The organism is Rhizobium sp. BK289, from assembly GCF_014193575.1.
GTDB lineage: Bacteria > Pseudomonadota > Alphaproteobacteria > Rhizobiales > Rhizobiaceae > Rhizobium > Rhizobium tropici_C.
Genome location: NZ_JACHZO010000001.1, coordinates 459,147 through 476,589 on the forward strand (window position 1 = coordinate 459,147; position 17,443 = coordinate 476,589).

General features: G+C 60.9%; 16 protein-coding genes. 11 read left to right on the plus strand and 5 right to left on the minus strand.

Translation table 11 applies throughout. The annotated features are described in order from the left end of the window. Positions 1-225 precede the first annotated feature (225 nt). The 7 genes from FHT84_RS02130 to FHT84_RS02160 are packed head-to-tail and all read left to right on the plus strand — an operon-like array spanning position 226 to position 8,092. Positions 226-1,920 (plus strand): ABC transporter substrate-binding protein, encoded by a 1,695-nt coding sequence (locus FHT84_RS02130; protein WP_112344839.1) that lies wholly within the window; start codon positions 226-228, stop codon positions 1,918-1,920. 22 nt (positions 1,921-1,942) lie between these two features. Next, positions 1,943-2,926, plus strand: coding sequence for an ABC transporter permease (locus tag FHT84_RS02135; RefSeq protein ID WP_112344840.1), 984 nt, complete (start codon positions 1,943-1,945; stop codon positions 2,924-2,926). Beyond that, positions 2,923-3,825 carry an ABC transporter permease gene (locus FHT84_RS02140; protein ID WP_112344841.1) on the plus strand — a complete coding sequence of 301 codons (903 nt, stop codon included), beginning with the start codon at positions 2,923-2,925 and terminating at the stop codon, positions 3,823-3,825. The genes FHT84_RS02135 and FHT84_RS02140 overlap by 4 nt, the downstream gene beginning before the upstream one ends. Further along, positions 3,822-4,637, plus strand: coding sequence for an ABC transporter ATP-binding protein (locus FHT84_RS02145; protein WP_112344842.1), 816 nt, complete (start codon positions 3,822-3,824; stop codon positions 4,635-4,637). The genes FHT84_RS02140 and FHT84_RS02145 overlap by 4 nt, the downstream gene beginning before the upstream one ends. Further along, entirely contained in the window at positions 4,634-5,560 is a 927-nt protein-coding gene (locus FHT84_RS02150) for an ABC transporter ATP-binding protein (protein WP_112344843.1), read from the plus strand. Before FHT84_RS02145 ends, FHT84_RS02150 begins: the two co-directional genes overlap by 4 nt. 12 nt (positions 5,561-5,572) lie before the next feature. Then, positions 5,573-6,043, plus strand: a complete 471-nt coding sequence (locus tag FHT84_RS02155) for a GNAT family N-acetyltransferase (protein WP_112344844.1) — start codon at positions 5,573-5,575, stop codon at positions 6,041-6,043. Between the two features lie 27 nt (positions 6,044-6,070). After that, a complete protein-coding gene (locus FHT84_RS02160; RefSeq protein WP_112344845.1) occupies positions 6,071-8,092 on the plus strand; it encodes a beta-N-acetylhexosaminidase in 2,022 nt (673 codons plus the stop codon). An 82-nt stretch (positions 8,093-8,174) separates the two neighbouring features. On the opposite strand, the gene FHT84_RS02165 is transcribed toward FHT84_RS02160, so the two are convergent. After that, on the minus strand, positions 8,175-9,395 hold the full coding sequence (locus FHT84_RS02165; RefSeq protein ID WP_112344846.1) for an ROK family transcriptional regulator: 1,221 nt from the start codon (positions 9,393-9,395) through the stop codon (positions 8,175-8,177). Positions 9,396-9,685: 290 nt separating this feature from the next. Continuing rightward, a complete protein-coding gene (locus FHT84_RS02170) occupies positions 9,686-10,318 on the minus strand; it encodes a hypothetical protein (RefSeq protein ID WP_113250453.1) in 633 nt (210 codons plus the stop codon). Positions 10,319-10,484: 166 nt separating this feature from the next. Here FHT84_RS02170 and FHT84_RS02175 point away from each other — a divergent pair, with 166 nt between their 5' ends. After that, a complete protein-coding gene (locus FHT84_RS02175) occupies positions 10,485-10,991 on the plus strand; it encodes a hypothetical protein (RefSeq protein WP_112344848.1) in 507 nt (168 codons plus the stop codon). Between the two features lie 11 nt (positions 10,992-11,002). Here the strand turns inward: FHT84_RS02175 and FHT84_RS02180 are convergent, their stop codons facing one another. Next, positions 11,003-12,265, minus strand: a complete 1,263-nt coding sequence (locus FHT84_RS02180) for an FAD-dependent monooxygenase (protein ID WP_112344849.1) — start codon at positions 12,263-12,265, stop codon at positions 11,003-11,005. 39 nt (positions 12,266-12,304) lie between these two features. Here FHT84_RS02180 and FHT84_RS02185 point away from each other — a divergent pair, with 39 nt between their 5' ends. From FHT84_RS02185 to FHT84_RS02195, 3 genes are all read left to right on the plus strand, one after another. Further along, complete coding sequence (locus tag FHT84_RS02185) at positions 12,305-12,787, plus strand: MarR family transcriptional regulator (RefSeq protein WP_245430471.1); 483 nt, start codon at positions 12,305-12,307, stop codon at positions 12,785-12,787. A gap of 107 nt (positions 12,788-12,894) precedes the next feature. After that, on the plus strand, positions 12,895-14,499 hold the full coding sequence (locus FHT84_RS02190) for a diguanylate cyclase (RefSeq protein ID WP_245430472.1): 1,605 nt from the start codon (positions 12,895-12,897) through the stop codon (positions 14,497-14,499). Positions 14,500-14,659: 160 nt separating this feature from the next. Further along, positions 14,660-15,622 carry a trypsin-like peptidase domain-containing protein gene (locus FHT84_RS02195; RefSeq protein WP_112344852.1) on the plus strand — a complete coding sequence of 321 codons (963 nt, stop codon included), beginning with the start codon at positions 14,660-14,662 and terminating at the stop codon, positions 15,620-15,622. Between the two features lie 57 nt (positions 15,623-15,679). Here the strand turns inward: FHT84_RS02195 and FHT84_RS02200 are convergent, their stop codons facing one another. After that, on the minus strand, positions 15,680-16,456 hold the full coding sequence (locus FHT84_RS02200) for an SDR family oxidoreductase (protein ID WP_113250452.1): 777 nt from the start codon (positions 16,454-16,456) through the stop codon (positions 15,680-15,682). Beyond that, complete coding sequence (gene denD / locus FHT84_RS02205) at positions 16,453-17,439, minus strand: D-erythronate dehydrogenase (protein WP_112344854.1); 987 nt, start codon at positions 17,437-17,439, stop codon at positions 16,453-16,455. Before denD ends, FHT84_RS02200 begins: the two co-directional genes overlap by 4 nt. Between the last annotated feature and the right edge of the window lie 4 nt (positions 17,440-17,443).

Below are 17,443 nucleotides of genomic sequence, written 5' to 3' on the forward strand. Positions count from 1 at the left end.
TATCATCGGTATGCGGCATCAATGCCCTGTTCGCTCCGCCGTTGCAGACAGCGGCGAACCGCAACGATTTCCCCAATCCCAATCGCCCGATATCGCCGCCTCATCGGCGACTGCGCCCATTAGGTCCAATCCATCCCTGTTGATTTCCAATCAGCGATTGACGAGTCTCAAAACTCACGATTAAATCAATTTGATTGACTACTCGAAAACGAGAGGGAACGACAAATGGGAATGAGGAAAAGGACACTGCGCAATCTTTTAAACCGGACGCCTTGGGCGGCCGCGGCGGCACTGAGCGCCTCGCTGGTATTCGGTTCCGGCATCGCCTCGGCGGCGGAATCCGTGCTGACGATGCATATCGAGGAGCAGACCAGCTGGGTCAGCAACTTCAATCCCTTCGATCTGGCCGGTCGTCGCCAGAGCACGATGGATTTCATCTACGAACCGCTGGTCATCTTCAACGCCAATGATGGCGGCAAGCCGGTCTGGCGGCTTGCGACCAGCTACAAGTTTTCCGACGATCTGATGTCGATCACCTATGAGCTGCGTCCGGGCGTGAAATGGTCGGACGGTCAGCCGCTGACCTCGGCCGACGTGAAATACACGATCGATCTGATGCTGAAGAACCCGGCCGTCGATACCGTCGGTGTCGGCCAGACGGTCGCCTCCGTCGAAGCGCCGTCGCCAACGCAGGTGAAGATCAACCTCAAGGCTGTGAATTCCGAATTCCCCGAATCGCTGGCCGATCTCGCCGTCGTACCCGAGCATATCTGGAAAGACGTTCCCGATCCGGTCGCCTTCAAGAACGAGAAGCCCGTCGGTTCCGGCCCGATGACCGAGGTTCGCCGCTTTACGCCGCAAGTCTATGAGCAGTGCCGCAACCCGAACTACTGGGATGCCACATCGCTGCATGTCGATTGCCTGCGTCTGCCGCAGATTTCGGGTAATGACCAGATGCTGGCGCTGCTGCCGGAAGGCACCGTCGATTGGATCGGTTCGTTCCTGCCGCAGATTGACAAGACCTTCGTCGCGCTCGACCCGCAGCACAATGGTTACTGGCAGCCGCCGGCGGAAACCGTTGCTTTCGAGATGAACTTCAAATCCACGAATGCCGGTAATCTCGAGGCTTTCAAGGACCTGAACTTCCGTCATGCCTTCAGCCTGGCGATGGATCGCAAGTCGATGGTCGACATTGCCGGCTTCGGCTACCCCGTCGTCAACCTGCATGCCAGCGGCCTGCCGCCGCGCTTCGAAAGCTGGCGAAACAAGGCAGCCGAAGGCGACAAGGACGCCTTCATGGGCTTCGACACCGACAAGGCAAACAAGATCCTCGACGATGCCGGCTACAAGAAGGGTGCGGATGGTTTCCGCACCACGCCGAGCGGCAAGCCGATTACCTTCCCGATCATCGTACCGAACGGCTGGACCGACTGGATTGACGCAGTGCAGATCGCCGTCGAAGGGTTGCGCGCCGCTGGCATCAACGCCTCGGTCACCACGCCCGAATACGAGCAGTGGCGCAAGCAGCTTCTCGATGGCAGCTTCGATGTCGTCATGAACTCGCGTGCGGATAGCGCAACCCCGTTCCAGGGCTATTATCAGAGCCTGTCGACGGCCTATGCCGGCAAGCTCACCGTCGCCGCGGCACGCTATTCCAACCCGAAGCTCGATGCGCTCTTCGATCAATATCTGAAGTCGTCTTCCGATGATGATCATAAGAAGATCTTCAACGATATTCAGGTGCTGATCGCCGACGATTTCCCGGTCGTTCCCGTCTTCAACGGCCCGACCTGGTACCAATATTCGAGCAAGCGTTTCACCGGTTGGGTCACGGACAAGGATCCCGTGATGAACCCGGAAAACCACGACAACAACCGCATGCGTCTCATGCATCTGCTGCGTCTGAAGCCGGTCCAATAAGACCACAGCGAAGGAAGCAGAGATGCGTGTTTCAAGCCGGCGCCTCGGCGTCTACGCGGTGGCCCTGGCCTTCGCGATCGTCGTGAACTTCATTCTTCCCCGGCTTATGCCGGGGAGTCCCGTCGACGCCATGGTCGCGCAACTCGGGCCGCGGGCCACGCCCGCGGCCGTGGAGGCGATCAAGGCCCGTTTCGGCGAGATCGATCAGCCGATCATGATGCAGTTCTTCGACTACCTTAAAGGCCTTGCCACCTTCGACCTTGGCGTTTCGGTCAAGTATTACCCGCAGACGGTGGTCCAGGTGCTGAGCCGGGCCACTCTGTGGACCATCTTCCTGGTGGTAACGGCGATCATCTTTTCGCTGTGTGTCGGCGTCGTGCTCGGCGCCATCGCGGCCTGGAGGCGTGGCGGGCGGTTCGATACGATCGTATCGCCTTTTGCCGTCATCCTGTTTTCGATCCCGCCCGTCATTGTGGCGCTCACGACCCTGTTCGTCTTCGCCGTATCGTTGCGCTGGTTTCCTGTGGGATATGCCTATGATCCCAATCTCGATCCAGGCTTCAATTTCACCTTCTTCGGCAGCGTGTTCATGCACTCGATCCTGCCGGTGCTGACGCTGTCGCCTTTCCTGATCGGCGAGTTCCAGACCACCATGCGCTCATCCATGATCGTCGTGCTCGGCGAGGATTACGTGACGATGGGGCGGGCCAAGGGGCTGAGCAATCTCGCCGTCATGTTCGGCTATGGCGCGCGCAATGCGCTTCTGCCGGTCCTCACCAATCTTGCTCTGATGCTTGGTGCCGTTTTCGGCGGCTCGATCGTCACGGAGATCGTCTTCAACTATCCAGGTCTCGGCCTGACGCTGTTTACCGCCAGCGTGGCGCGCGACTATCCCGTCATCCAGGGGCAATTGCTGCTGATGACGCTCGCAACCCTGGGCGCCAATTTCCTCGTCGACATCATCTACGGTCTCGTCGATCCGCGATTGAGGGAGGCAGGCCGATGAGCTTCTCCTTCCGATCCATTTTCAGCCAGAAAAAGGCGCTTGTCGGCTTCGTCATCGTCGCCGCGCTATGCCTGATGGCGATCTGCGCGCCGATCATCGCGCCAGGCGAAGCAGGAGCCCGTGTCGGCCGCTCGCATCAGCCGCCATCTGTCGAGCATGTCTTCGGCACGACAAAGATGGGCCGCGATGTCTACAAGCAATTTGTCTGGGGCGCCAGAAGCTCGCTTTCCGTCGGCTTTGCCACGGGCATCGCGATCACCGTGCTCGGCACCGCCATCGGCCTCATCGCCGGCTATACCGGCGGCAAGACGGATGCGGCGCTCGATCTCGCTACAAACGCCGTGCTTGTTATCCCGAACATGCCGCTCCTCATCCTCCTCGCTTCCTTTGCGGGTACTGTCGGCCCGATAACGATCATGACCATCATTGCGCTAACGTCCTGGCCGTGGGGCGCGCGCATGACACGCTCGCAGACGATGGCCTTACGCAACCGCGATTTCGTCACCGCTGCCAAGATGATCGGCGAGCCGGCCTGGCGCATCATCTTCGTCGAGATCTTGCCAAACCTGACGCCGCTCATCGGCATCAATCTGGTCGGCAGCATCATCTATGCGATCGTCGCCCAGACCACGCTCGAATATCTCGGCTTCGGCGATCCGCTGAAGGTCACCTGGGGTACCATGCTCTATAATGCCCAGAATGCCTCGGCCATCATGGTCGGCGCCTGGTGGGATATCGGCGTGCCGGCGATCGGCATTGCGCTGACGGGGCTTGGTCTCGCGCTGATCAACTTCACTTTCGATGAAATCGCCAATCCGCAATTGCGTTCCGGCCCGGCCTTGACCCGCTGGTTCCGCCTGACGCGTGCCCGCAACCGCATGATGAGGGCCGAGCAATGAGCGACAATCTGCTTGAGATCGAACACCTCAATATCGACTATCTGCTCGACAAGGGCGATTTCCGCGCGGTGAAGGATGTATCCCTCAGTATTGGCCGGGGTGAGATCTTCGGTCTTGCCGGCGAATCCGGCTGCGGCAAGAGCACGATCGCCTATGCGATCACGCGGCTATCGAAGGCGCCGGCCTGGGTCAGCGGCGGAAGCATCCGGCTCGACGGGCAGGATCTGCTGAAGATGCCGGAAGGCGAGCTGCAGAAGATCCGCTGGAAGCGCATCGGCATGGTATTCCAGAGCGCCATGAATTCGCTCAATCCGCTGATGCGGGTGGAGGCGCAGTTCCACGACGTCCTGCATCGCCATACCGGCTGCTCACGCCAGGAATCGCGCGCCCGTGCTGAAGAGATGTTCAAGCTGGTGGGTATTCCTCCGCATCGCGTCAGCGATTATCCGCACCAGTTTTCCGGCGGCATGCGCCAGCGCATCGTCATCGCCATCTGCCTGGCGCTGCGTCCTGAACTCATCATCATGGACGAACCGACAACGGCGCTCGATGTCGTCGTGCAGCGAGAAATCCTGGAACAGGTTCTCGACCTGCAGCAGACCTATGGTTTCTCGGTGCTCTTCATCACCCATGACCTGCATCTGATGGCCCAGCTTTGCCATCGCATCGGTGTCATGCTGAAAGGCGAATTGGTCGAGGTCGGCGATGTCGCCCAGGTCAGCCAGTCGCCCGTTCACGAGTACACGCGCAAGCTCTGGAATGCCATCCCGCAGCTTCCGGCCAGCGCCCATTCTCCCGGAGTTTTCGCATGAACCCGCAGATACAGGCCGTAACTGCAGAACCCATCATCCGGCTTGATGATATCCAGCGCCACTTTGGCCCCGTGCACGCATTGAAGAGCGTTTCCTTTTCGCTATTCGCGGGAAAGGCGCTGGCATTGGTCGGCGAATCCGGCTGCGGCAAGACCACGTGCGCCCGCATTATCGCCCGGCTCGACAAGCCGACGGCCGGCAGGCTGCTGTTTCGTGGGCAGGATCGCACGGCACGAGGGTCGGGCAGGGAAGAGCGGATGTACCGCAAGGATGTCCAGATGGTCTTCCAGGATCCGTTCTCATCGCTCAACCCGGCCTTTACCATCAATCATCACATCGCAAGGCCGCTGCAATTGCACGGCCAGGACAAGCCGAAGGCCGAGCGGGACGAGGATATAGCGAAGCTGCTCGAAAGCGTTGGGCTCGATCCTTCGGTGACGCGTCAGAAGTTCCCGCACGAACTCTCCGGCGGCCAGCGTCAGCGCGTCAATATCGCCCGTGCGCTGGCGGTTTCCCCGAGCGTGCTGGTGGCGGATGAGCCGACCTCGATGCTCGATGTCTCGATCCGCAAGGACATTCTCGATCTGCTGGCGCGGGTAAAGCGCGAAAACGATCTCGCCATGCTCTACATCACCCATGATATCGCGACGGCAGCCCATGTTGCGGAGGAGATCGTGGTAATGTTTGCCGGCCAGATGGTCGAGTGGGGCGAAACCAATGCCGTGCTTGCCAATCCGAAGCACCCCTATACGCAGCTTCTGCTTTCGGCCGTGCCGGATGGCGGCCGCAGGTTTGTGACCGGCGGCAGCGCTCGCTTCCTCGAACAGGCGGAAAAGATCCGCGCGCTCAGCCGACCGGTCTCGACGGTGGTCGAGGAGGTCGGCCCCAATCATTTCATGCGTGCGCTGGTCGCATCGAATTAGGAGGAATTCCCGTTGGACTATCTGGTCAATCTATCGACCCTGCCGATCGACACGCAATCGCCCGGGCGCATGGCGAAGGCTGATGTCACCATCCGGCGCGCTCTGCCGCCGGAACTGCGTGTTATCACCGCTTGGGTGGCTGAACATTTCAGTGAGGGCTGGGCGAGCGAGACGACGGTCGCGATGAGCCGCCAACCGCCGACATGCTTCATCGCCACCCGTAATCGCGAGCTTGTCGGCTTTGCCTGCCACGAAGCGACGGCGCGCGGCTTCTTCGGTCCGACCGGCGTCGACGAAAGCGTGCGCGGCCTCGGCATTGGTCGGGCGCTGCTGTTTGCCTGCCTCAACGACCAGAAGGCGATGGGCTATGCCTATACGGTCATCGGCGATGTCGGCCCATCGGAATTCTATGAGAAGACGGTCGGCGCCATCCAGATCCCCAATTCCGCACCCGGCATTTATGCCGGCATGCTCAAGCTTTGAACGATCCTTCAGGAAGAGAGAATACTCATGTCCACACCGCGATCCCTGGCTCTGCGGCTTGAAACAACCTGGAACCCGCCGACAGACGACAAGGAATTCTCCTATGTCCTGCGGCTGAAGAACCTGTCGTTAGAGCCGCTTTCCGGCTTTTCGCTCTGCGTCAGCGGCCCTGGCCGCGTCGATCCGGCCGGCGTCGTCGAAGGTGCGACGGTCACGAAACGGCTGTCCAATTTCACCGAATTCCAGCCGCCGGAAGGCTTTGTGCTGGCCGGTGGCGAGACATGGACCATCATGGTGCACGCGCTCAGCTGGCCGTTCCGCCATTGGACTGACGGTGCGACCAGCGCCTATCTTGCACTGCCGGATGGCACGGCGGTATCGCTCGCCGCCGAGCCGACGCGCACATCGTCGAGCAATGCGCCGCTGAAGCGCGGTGCCGAAATCTATCCCGTTCCAGCCAATCCTCCCGTTCCGCTGGCGATCATTCCCTGGCCGAACCGTGTAGCCGTTTCCTCCCGCCGTCCGCTGCCGGCAGGCTTTGCGCTCAAAGCCGATACGTCGGCAGCGCAGGCGGCGGCTGCAAGCTTCACGGCTCTGGTCGAGCATCTCTTCGCAGCTGAAGGCCTCATCCGCCCCGAGGCGGAAGGCGGCACCACGGTGGTGCTGCGTCAAACGGAAGATCTTGGGCCTGAGGCCTATAGGCTGGAGTTTTCGCCTGAGACCGTCACTGTCGCGGCGAGCACCCAGACCGGCTTCGTCTATGGCCTCGTGACCATCGGCCAGATCTGGCGCGGCGCGCGCCTGCATCCGCAGGCTTTCCACTTCCCGGCGGCTGGCGAGATCGTCGACGAGCCATCCATGAGCTGGCGTGGCCTGCATCTTGACGTCTCCCGCCAGTTCTACGCGACCGCCGAAATCAAGAAGCTGATGGCGGTTCTTGCCTGGAACAAGCTCAATCGTTTCCACTGGCACCTGTCGGACGACGAATCCTGGCGCGTCGAGATCGATGCCTATCCGGCATTGACGGAGATCGGTGCATGGCGGGGCCACGGATTGCCGTTGCCGCCGCTGCTCGGCTCCAGCCCGGCCCGCACCGGCGGCTATTATACCAAGGCGGCGGTGCGCGAGATCGTCGCTTACGCCAAGGGTTTCGGTATCGAGATCCTGCCCGAGATCGACATGCCCGGTCATTGCTATGCGATGCAGCAGGCGATCCCCGAGCTTCGCGATCCGAACGAGGCCGGCAGCTATTATTCGGTGCAGGGCTTCCCGGATAATTGCATCAATCCGGCGCGCGAGAAGACCTACGAGGTCATCGAGACCATCCTTTCCGAACTGATCGAGCTCTTCCCGTTCAAGACGATCCATATCGGCGCCGATGAAGTGCCGCTCGGGGCCTGGTCCGGGTCGCCGGAGGCGCTTGCCCGTCTGCGCGAACTTGCCGGCGCCGACGTTGCGGACGCCCATGCCAAGCGTCTGAACGTCATCACCAACACCCATGGCGCCGACGATATTCACGGCTCCGGTGCTGCCATCCTGCAGGCGGAGTTCCTGGAGCGCGTCCAGGCATTCCTTGCCTCGAAAGGCTGCGTGACCGGCGGCTGGGAGGAGGCGGCGCATGGCGATAGGATCGACAAGGACAAGAGCTATCTCTGCAGCTGGCGTAACGTCGAGGTGGCGGCCGAGCTTGCGGGGCGCGGTTATGAGATCGTCGTCTGCCCGGGCCAGGTCTACTATCTCGACATGGCGATGCGTCCCGATTGGGACGAGCCGGGCGGCAGCTGGGCCGGATATTCCGATGCGGAGAAGATCTACACCTTTGATCCCGTTGGTGGTTGGACGGATGCGCAGAAGGAGAAGCTTCGCGGCATCCAGGCCTGCATCTGGTCGGAACCGATGACCGACCGCGCTGTCTTCGACCGGCTCGTCTTTCCGCGCCTGTCGGCGCTGGCGGAAACCGGCTGGACGAAGCCCTCGGCCAAATCCTGGGAGCGGTTCAAGGCGCTGGCCGGCACCATGCCCCTGCTTTACGGCCTGCATCAATTTTGACAGCTTGATGCATGGCCCTCAGGCGCGGCCCCGGCGGGTCGCGCCTGAGCAAGGTTGACTGGATATAAGTCGAATCGTTTGCCTAACCTATGACGGCGCGGTGCGTCAGTGGCTTCTGAAGGACATCGAACTGCGGATTGGTCTCGGAGAAGATCGGCAGGGCCGCTGCACCGAGAATGGCGGTATCCTTGCCGGTGGCGCCGATCATCAACCGCGGAATGCTGCGCTCTTCGGTTGGGTTGACCGGGGTGTGGAGAGGTTCGACGCTTTCGGCCAGCCCCGTCATCAGGGATGTTGGTGCACTGCCGCCAAGCACAATCGTCTGCGGATCGAAGGCCAACTCAAGAAAGTCGATCGTCTGGCGCAGCGGCTGTACCGCCTGTTCCAGCCATGCCTTTAGGCCATGGCCGTTTGCCGCGATCAGCGCATCTAGATCGTCGGGGTCCAACTCCTGTGCATTCTGGATGCCCAGACACTCGTAAGCGACAGATGGCGAGACATAGCGATCGAGACAGCCGCGCTTGCCGCAGGTGCAAAGCCTGCCATGCGGCTCGACGATGATATGGCCGATTTCGCCGGCGTTGGCGCGGCTGCCTTTGTAGAGGTGGCCATCGAGGAACATGCCGGCGCCGATACCCCCGTCACCCGCCAGAAAAAGATAGACGAAACTCCCAAGGCCGCGGGCGACGCCATAGAGCCGCTCGCCGATCGCCGCCGCCGTCGCGTCGTTTTCGACGAGGACGGGCAGCTCGATGAGCCGTTCCAGCTCGCGGGCAACCGGGAAATCCTGCCAGCCGGGCAGGTTGAGCGGGCTCAGCGATGTGACGCCGCCATCGGCATAGCGCCCCGGCAGGGCGATGCCGGCGCCAAGCAGCCGCGCACGATCGAAGGAAAAGGCCTCCTGCAATTCTCTGACGATCTCGGCAAAGATCGGCATTGCCTCCTTCGGTCCTGGCCTGTCGACGTGGCGGTCAATACGGGCACAAACCGTGCCGGAAAGATCCGTGAGCACGCCGGCCGCGCGCTGGCGGCCGAGCTCGAGGCCAATGGAATAGGCTCCCATGGGATTGATGGTGTAGGGAATGATCGGCTGGCCGCGGGCGATCCTCTGTGCCTCCATGGGGATCAGCAGGTGCGAGCGCGCGAGTTCCTCCACAATATTCGAAACCGTCTGCGTGGTCAGTGCTGTCATGCGCGCAATCGCAGCGCGCGACATCGGTCCGTTGGTGCGAATGGCCTCGATCACGACACGCCGGTTATGCGATTTGGCCTGTTCGAGATTCGTGCCTGAAATTATCTTCATGAGTGGATGGGGATTTTCTGTATCGGCGTTCGGTTGGCGTTGTTGCTTGTCACGAGCCGCCGTTGGCGTGACGGGGAAATGGCCGATTTTGCCGGTGTCTGCCCCAGCAGGTATTTTCCATTCTTTTGTCGAGCTCTTCAAGTGGCCGCGCGTTTCTGCCTGGCGACTGTGCGCCTGTCAAAGCGGGGCGGCAGCCCTTGGTCGGCGGAAAAGCGTTGGAAACGCCGCTCTGTGGCGTCGCACATCACCGCAGGCGGGGATTGCAATGCCTGCCTGCGAACCAGATCATCTCATTGTTTGCGATAGGTTCCCTGCAAGGTCACGCCCTCGGCAAGATTGCAGACACCTGTCTGTGACACGCGCCAGGTCTTTGCGTTGAGGCGCTCAAAATCGACCTTGCAGGCGTCTCTGGAAAGCTGGGTATGTTCCTTTACCAGCGGAACAACGCCGTCCATGCCATCGGCATTGACATCGCCCGCTTCGGCACCACCCGGGCCGACAGAGGTCGATGAGATCGAAATTGCGATAAGGCCGTCGACCGGTCCGAAAATCGAAAGATGGCTCTCATTGCCGTCAGTGTTGTTCGACTGGAAATCCATCGATGCGCTTCGCCCGCCCTTGGTCATCAGGAGGGAGCCGATCTGGTCATCATAGGCCTGCCGGATGCAAGCCGCATCGCCGCAGGACTGCACTTTCGTAATCCAGCGCCGCTGCCGTTCCCGGATCTTACCTCTATCGTCCTGCTTCAGGGCGGAAGCATACAGCGCGCCCATCATGTTATCCCGTGAAAGCAGCGATTTATCCTGGCAAATCATATGATCGCTCGTCGAGGCAGGCTTGGCGCAATCGATGCCGGCCGCTTCGACGGGCACTGCAAACAGCATGACGACGACCATCGCTGATGCGGATATCGAAGTCCTCATGGGCACCTCCATTCTTCGATATTTCAGCTAATTATGCCCGGGAGCGGCTTCGTAAAGGCTCTGCCTGCGCCTCAGGCAAATTCAACAGATACTGCGCCGGCGTTTGACGATCGCAGGCATCCTTCTAGTTTCAACCCTCTGGGCATGAGATCGACAGGGAGGTCATATGGCGGGCGAAACGCAACTATCCGGCAGGATCACATTCCTGATCGTCGGCTCCGTGTTTCTTGCCGTCACTATCGGGATGGGAGCCTTGGCGGTCCACCTCTACCGGACCTATGCGAACCCGACCGCTATGGCGGCATGTACGGTTTTTTCCTGGGCATTCGGCAGCATGGTCATGTCGATGATGCTCGTGCTTCTGACGTCGGGGCGGAAAACCAGAGGCAGGATCGGCACCAGGAGAGGGCAGGTCACCGTCATGCTTGGCAGCAGATCGCCCGCTTCCAGCGGCCACATTATCGGTGATGGCATCGAGGCCGAAGGCGAGGCGGGAACGCGCATCATAAGCGTGATCCCGTCTCTTTTCCTCATCGCATCTTCGCTTGGACTGGCTCTTCTCGGCCTGTTCCTCTTCGGCCGCCACCGGCTCGATCTGATCGGATCCGGAATGTTCATCGCCGTGGTGTTCTACATCGCGAATTGGAGCAGGCTGGCCTGGCCGCGAAAATAAGTTTGGAGGCTTCAGGCGGCGTTCTTTCGATCTATGGAATGACTTACGCCCAGCGGGGCGAGATCGGCTCGATACGCAAACAATTTGCGGCCAGCCCTGACGCTGATCGGAATAAAGAGAGGCAGAAGCAGATCCCTCAGAAACAGGCTAAACCGGTTGGTTTTTCGCTTCCGCGAGGCATTTCGCCGAGTAAGTTTCACCACGCGGGCAATGCGTGGGCGCCGCAGGTCTTCATAGCGGGCGAAGGCAGCGCCGTAGTCGAGTGTATCGGCGAGGCAGGCGGACAGGACAAGGGCATCTTCTATAGCCATCGATGCGCCTTGGCCGGCATGCGGGCCGATCGCATGGGCAGCATCGCCGAGCAGCGCCACGCGCCCGTTGGACCAGACAGGAAGCTGCGGCATATCGAAGATGGGATAGCTGCGCCCGATCCCGCCGACCGCACGCAGGATCGACATGGTGGGTTCCGGATCGTCCGCATGCATCTGGCGAACATGGGCAGCCAGCGCCTCTGGCTCCAATGTGCGTAGTGCATCGGACGCGTCGGCGGGGAAGGAATCGAACCAGTAAACCGGATGGGACGCCGTCTTGATATAGCCGAAGAAGGCCTTCTCTCCGAAGGTCATACGCATTATGCCATCCGTATCCGGTACATCCGCGTCGACGATCCCTCCGGTGCCGATCAGCCCCGTAAACTGCGGCAGGGGGTAATCTGGGAATATTTGCGCGCGGACGGAGGATCGCAATCCGTCGCAGGCCACCAGCAGATCGACGGCGATAGCGTTACTTTCGGAGAAGGCGAGAGTCACGGCATGCGCGTGATTGTTGACCCTGGTCACGCGACGGCCAAACTGCACGATGATGCCATCCGCCAGGCACTTCTCGATCAGAATATTCGCCAGAGCGCCGCGCCTGATCGTCACGGCGGGCGCGCCGAAGGTTGCAAGGTGATCGTTTTGATCCACGAGCGCGAGCCGTTTGCCTCGCGCATTGCAAAGCTCGATGGCGCAGGTCTCCAATCCGTGGCGCAATACCTCCTCGTAGCAGCCCACCGCCCGAAGCCCGTTCAGTCCGTTCGGGGCGAGCGTCAGAAATTCTCCTTCCGACAAGGCGGCTTCCTTTGAGCGGGCTTCGAACAATATCGGACGAAAGCCTAGCTTTGCCAGCCGGAGTGCAAGCACCAGCCCGCCAACGCCGGCGCCGCATATGCCAATCAACGTTTCCGGATGCATTGCCTGATTGCCAGTTGCGGCATGCTCGCCGATGGGGCACATTGGTTCTCGCTTCTAATAGTTTGATAAATGAATTATTTGATGATAGAACAAAAATCAAATGAAGACGAGCAGCATCTCGCCGAAGCCATCGGGTTTGCCTGCATGCGCTGGCAGGAGGCGACTGAAAGCTTTGACGAGGCCTTCGGCAAGTTGCATGGGCTCAACAGCGCCGAGCGACGCTGTCTCAGCGCGATCATGCGCGCACCGCAACCCGCAAACGCCGTCGCCAAGGCCATCGGCCTTGCGCCGCCATCGGTGACGGCGCTGATCGACCGCCTTTCGGCACGCGACCTTGTCCATCGCATTCCCGATCCGAACGATCGACGTCGTGTGCTGGTCGCCCCTTCCGAGAAAGCAATCAGGCTGGGGAAGGAGGGCTATGGCCCGATCCAGGAGGCCGGCATGCGGATGCTGAAGCAGTTTTCCGCCGCGGAAAAGCAGGTGGTCCTGCGGTTCATCACGCAGGCCATCGAGATGCAGGAGCGCGAACTTGCTCGGCTGTTGATGGACGACAAGGACTGATCTCGATCGCCGCGGATGGCGCTCCGATTCTAGACGCGCTGTGCGTCTTGCCATGGTCTACGGCATTCCTTTACCATCCGGCGTTATAATCGGGCCTGGGGATAAATTTGAAGACCCTCTGGGAGAAGATGCTGGACGCGGAAATCGTTGCATTCCTGGAAGCGTGTCCGATGGCGGCACTTGTGCTCGACGCCGTCGGCACGATCGTCTTCGCCAATGCGGGAGCCCGGGAACTCTTTGTCCTTTCAGATGCGTCCCACGAGCTATCGGTCTCGAATTTGATACCGGACTGGCCGCTGCCTGCCACTGCCTCGCAGCCACTGCTCGTGACAGGCGCCGGTCATCGACGGGACTGCCGGGTCGGCGTCATGACGTGGTCCTCGGCGTCAGGAAGATTGACGGCGGTTCTGATCGAACCGGAGAGTGAAGACCGCCATGCCGCGGTGGCGGCGAGAGAGGCCAATCTGCGCCTTCGATATGTGATCGAGATGCTGCCGGAAGCCGTGTGCGTCTTCGATGCGAATGATCGCTACGTTCTCTGGAACGAGAAATATGCCGAGCTTTATCCGGATATCGCCGATCACCTCAAGCCGGGCATCGCTTTCGAAGATATTCTGAAGATCAGCCTTGCCAGCGGCCGCATGCCCGAAGTCGTCGAAGACAGGGATATGTGGCTGAAGCAGCGCATGCGAAAATTTCGCCAGCCGGTTTCGCAGGAGGAGCAGCAGCTCAAGGATGGGCGATGGCTTCGGCATGATGATCGGCGCACGCCCGACGGCGGGGCCATCGGCATGCGGATAGACATCAGCGAGTTGAAGCAACGTGAGGAGCGGTTGCGCCAGCTTTTCGATGCCAATCCGATGCCGATGCTCCTGTGCGATGGCAGCAGTCTGCAGATCCTGCAGGTCAACCGGGCGGCGATCGACTTCTATGGCTTCGCAAAAGCGACGCTGCTCTCGCGGAGGGCGTGCGACATGCATGTCGAGAGCGAGGCGGATCGCTTTGCAGATGGGCTTCTGGAACTCGAAGGCGATTGCGAGGCGAGAACCGTCTGGCGCCAGAGAGTGGCCGATGGGACGGAACGCCACGTGCTTGTTTACGTTCGGCTGCTCCATGAAGGCCTGGACCGTCGCCTCCTCCTGACCATTGCCGATGTCAGCGATCGCATTCTCGCTGAGGCCGAAGCCAATCGCCTGGCACGGCACGACATGCTCACCGGATTGCCGAACCGGATGTGCTTCTACAAGGCCCTCGATGACGCCTTGAAGATGAACAATGGAATGGGCGTCGCCGTTTTCTGTCTTGATCTCGATGGGTTCAAGCCGGTCAACGACACTTTCGGGCATGCGGCCGGCGACGAGGTTCTCAAGATGGTGGCCGAGCGGCTGCGCGGTGCAGCCAGAGGCCACATGGTCGCGCGCTTGGGCGGCGATGAGTTTGCCATCCTGATGACCGGGGATGTGGGTGATATCGCCGATGTTGCGAAGGGTTGCATTGCAGCCTTCAAATCCTCGTTTCGCATCGAGGGTGCCATCGTCGATATCGGTATCAGCATCGGCGTTTCGGCAGCGCCGGAGAACGGCGAGAACGGAGAGGTTCTCATTCAGGAAGCAGACCGTGCCCTCTACCGAGCCAAAGCCAACGGCCGGAACACATGGCGGACGGCGAGTAGCGACCATCGCCAACAGACCGTTTCAGGGCGTATGAGATAAGAGGCGGTTCAGTACACACGTCCATATGTGGCTCTTGAACTTGGCGTGATCTCTCCTCATTTCAGTATCTACTGTTTCAATCTGTCGAACCGACAGCCTCCTGCTTTCCAACAGTTGCTGCCGTTCCTCTATGCGACGCGTCCGCGTCGGGGGAGTTTTCATGGGCTTTATTGATCGCGACATTCAGCCGTCATCCGATGCCGGGCTGCTGGATGCCTATTCTCAATCGGTATCGAGCGCCGTCGATCTCGTCGGTCCGGCCGTCAGCCGTATCGAGCGATTGGGCGGCCGTGCCGGGCATGGTTCCGGTTTTGCCATTTCGCCTGACGGCCTTGTGGTGACCAATAATCATGTCGTCGACGATGCCAAAGCCGTACGTATCAAGACCCCGGAAGGGGCAACCGTCGAGGGAAGGGTGCTGGGGCGCGATCCGGATACAGACCTCGCGCTCATTCGCGCCAATGACTGGCCAGGCAACTGGGCGAGACTTGGCGATTCCAAATCGCTGAAGCGCGGTCACATCGCGATCGCCATCGGCAATCCCCTCGGTTTCGAATGGACCGTCACGGCCGGCATCGTCTCGGCGCTTGGCCGCTCCATGCGCGCGGCGAGCGGTCGGCTGATGGAAGACATCATCCAGACCGATGCCGCCCTCAACCCAGGTAATTCCGGCGGTCCGCTGGTCTCGTCGGCGGGTGAGGTTATCGGCGTCAATACCGCCGTCATCCAGGGCGCGCAGAGCATCGCGTTTTCGGTCGCCTCAAACACGGCTAAGCACGTCGTATCCGAGATCCTGCGTTTCGGCCATGTCCGGCGCGCCTATATCGGCATTGCCGCCGACACGGTGGAACTGCATCGGCGGATCGCGCTGGAAGCCGGCGTCACGCATTCGACCGCCGTGCGCCTGCGTCGTGTCGAGAAGGATAGCCCGGCCGCAAAGGGCGGCTTGCAGGAGGGTGACTACCTGCTTGCCATCGACGGCCAAGCCGTCTCCGGGATCGACGATGTCGTGCGGCTGCTCGATGGCGACAAGATCGACACCGAGATCGAAGTTTTGATCTTCAGCGTCGGCGGCCTGATCGAGCGAAGGCAGGTCAAGCCTTCGGCACGGCCGGCAATCTAGCCAATACGCGAATTGGTAATGTCGGCAGCGCCGTGCTCACGACGCTGCCGATTGCTTTTATCCCCTGCCGACGAGCGGCATCTTCGTTGCCATGACGGTCATGGAAAGAACGTTGGCATCGAGCGGCAGCGTGGCCATGTAGACGACGGCGCGGGCGACATGCTCTGCCGAAATCGTCGGCTCTGCCGCGGTCTCCCCATTTGCCTGCAAGACGCCGGCGCTCATCCGTGCGGTCATGTCGGTGGCGGCATTGCCGATATCGATCTGGCCGCAGGCGATATCGAAGGGACGGCCGTCGAGCGCCGTCGATTTTGTAAGGCCTGTAATGGCGTGTTTCGTGGCCGTATAGGGTGCGGAATGCGGCCGTGGCGTCGTTGCCGAGATCGAGCCGTTATTGATGATACGACCGCCTTGCGGCGTCTGGGCTTTCATCAGACGGAAAGCCTGCTGCGTGCAGAGGAACGCGCCGGTCAGGTTTGCGCCGACAATAGCATTCCATTGCTCGAAACTCAGTTCCTCCATCGGCACGGCCGGCAGGCCCATGCCCGCATTGTTGACCAGAAGGTCGAGGCGGCCATAGCGACCTGCAATGGTGTCGAAAAGGCTGCGGACCGAATTGGGGTCGCTGACATCGGCCGCCACCGCAAGAAATTCTGCCCCTGTCTCCTTGGAGAGCTCGCGGGCGGATTTTTCGAGAACGTCCGCACGACGCCCCGAGATGACGATCTTGAAGCCGGCCGAGCCGAGTGCCTTGGCGATGGCGCGACCAATGCCGGTGCCGCCGCCGGTCACCAGTGCGATTGCGCTTTGTGCGTTCGATGACGCCTCCGTCATGCGACCCTCCCGTCCAATTCGTCTTCGATATGTGCCTGCAGGATCTCGTCGAAGCTCTGTTCGGCCTTGAAGCCGAGGTCGCTCGCGCGCTTGGCGTCGAACTGCGTCGCCCAGCCGGAAACGATGCGCTCGATCACCGGATCAGGCTGACGGCGGATCAGCGCAACCGCCTTGTCGCCGCCGACACGGCGCAGCGCATCGATCTCATCGGAAACGAGTGCAGAAAGCCCGGGCATGGTAAGATTGCGCCGCGGCCCGACCTTCGCCGTATCGAGCGTTGCCGCATGCACAAAGAAACCGACCGCCGCCCGCGGGCTTGCGAACCAGTGGCGCACCGTATCGCTGACGGGCAGAACAGCCTCTTTGCCGACCAGCGGCTCGCGCAGGATGTTGGAAAAGAAGCCGGAGGCCGCCTTGTTCGGAGTGCCGGGGCGAACGCAGATGGTCGGTAGTCGGATGCCGATGCCATCGAAAATGCCGCGACGCGAATAATCGGCAAGCAGGAGTTCCGCGATCGCCTTCTGCGTGCCGTAGCTCGTCAGCGGTGCGGTCAGGAATTCGTCACCGATAACCTCGGGGAAGGGGGTGCCGAACACCGCAATGGAAGAGGCGAAGATGACGCGCGGCGTATAGGCGGATTTCAGGCCTTGCTGGCGGATGGCTTCGAAGAGAGCTCGCGTGCCATCGAGATTGACGGAGTACCCCTTGTCGAAGTCGGCCTCGGCCTCGCCGGAGACGATGGCGGCGAGATGGAAGACCATATCCGGACGGTCTTCGATGAGTTTTTCCGTAACACCCGGTGTCGCAAGGTCGATCGTCAAAGCCTTGGACACGGATTGAAGCGCTTCCGGCACCGGCGGCTGGAAAGCGTCGACCAGCGTCAGGCGATCGATAGCCTTGCCGAGAATCGTCGGTTCGGCGGCGATGCGGTTGACAAGCTTGCGGCCGACCATGCCCGCGGCACCCAGGATCAAAACATGCATATCG

Excerpts from the sequence above, each read along its gene's own strand:
- FHT84_RS02130 (WP_112344839.1), top strand. The coding sequence starts at position 226 with ATGGGAATGAGGAAAAGGACACTGCGCAATCTTTTAAACCGGACGCCT.
- FHT84_RS02135 (WP_112344840.1), top strand. The coding sequence starts at position 1,943 with ATGCGTGTTTCAAGCCGGCGCCTCGGCGTCTACGCGGTGGCCCTGGCC.
- FHT84_RS02140 (WP_112344841.1), top strand. The coding sequence starts at position 2,923 with ATGAGCTTCTCCTTCCGATCCATTTTCAGCCAGAAAAAGGCGCTTGTC.
- FHT84_RS02145 (WP_112344842.1), top strand. The coding sequence starts at position 3,822 with ATGAGCGACAATCTGCTTGAGATCGAACACCTCAATATCGACTATCTG.
- FHT84_RS02150 (WP_112344843.1), top strand. The coding sequence starts at position 4,634 with ATGAACCCGCAGATACAGGCCGTAACTGCAGAACCCATCATCCGGCTT.
- FHT84_RS02160 (WP_112344845.1), top strand. The coding sequence starts at position 6,071 with ATGTCCACACCGCGATCCCTGGCTCTGCGGCTTGAAACAACCTGGAAC.
- FHT84_RS02165 (WP_112344846.1), bottom strand. The coding sequence starts at position 9,395 with ATGAAGATAATTTCAGGCACGAATCTCGAACAGGCCAAATCGCATAAC.
- FHT84_RS02170 (WP_113250453.1), bottom strand. The coding sequence starts at position 10,318 with ATGAGGACTTCGATATCCGCATCAGCGATGGTCGTCGTCATGCTGTTT.
- FHT84_RS02175 (WP_112344848.1), top strand. The coding sequence starts at position 10,485 with ATGGCGGGCGAAACGCAACTATCCGGCAGGATCACATTCCTGATCGTC.
- FHT84_RS02180 (WP_112344849.1), bottom strand. The coding sequence starts at position 12,265 with ATGTGCCCCATCGGCGAGCATGCCGCAACTGGCAATCAGGCAATGCAT.
- FHT84_RS02185 (WP_245430471.1), top strand. The coding sequence starts at position 12,305 with ATGATAGAACAAAAATCAAATGAAGACGAGCAGCATCTCGCCGAAGCC.
- FHT84_RS02195 (WP_112344852.1), top strand. The coding sequence starts at position 14,660 with ATGGGCTTTATTGATCGCGACATTCAGCCGTCATCCGATGCCGGGCTG.
- FHT84_RS02200 (WP_113250452.1), bottom strand. The coding sequence starts at position 16,456 with ATGACGGAGGCGTCATCGAACGCACAAAGCGCAATCGCACTGGTGACC.
- denD (WP_112344854.1), bottom strand. The coding sequence starts at position 17,439 with ATGCATGTTTTGATCCTGGGTGCCGCGGGCATGGTCGGCCGCAAGCTT.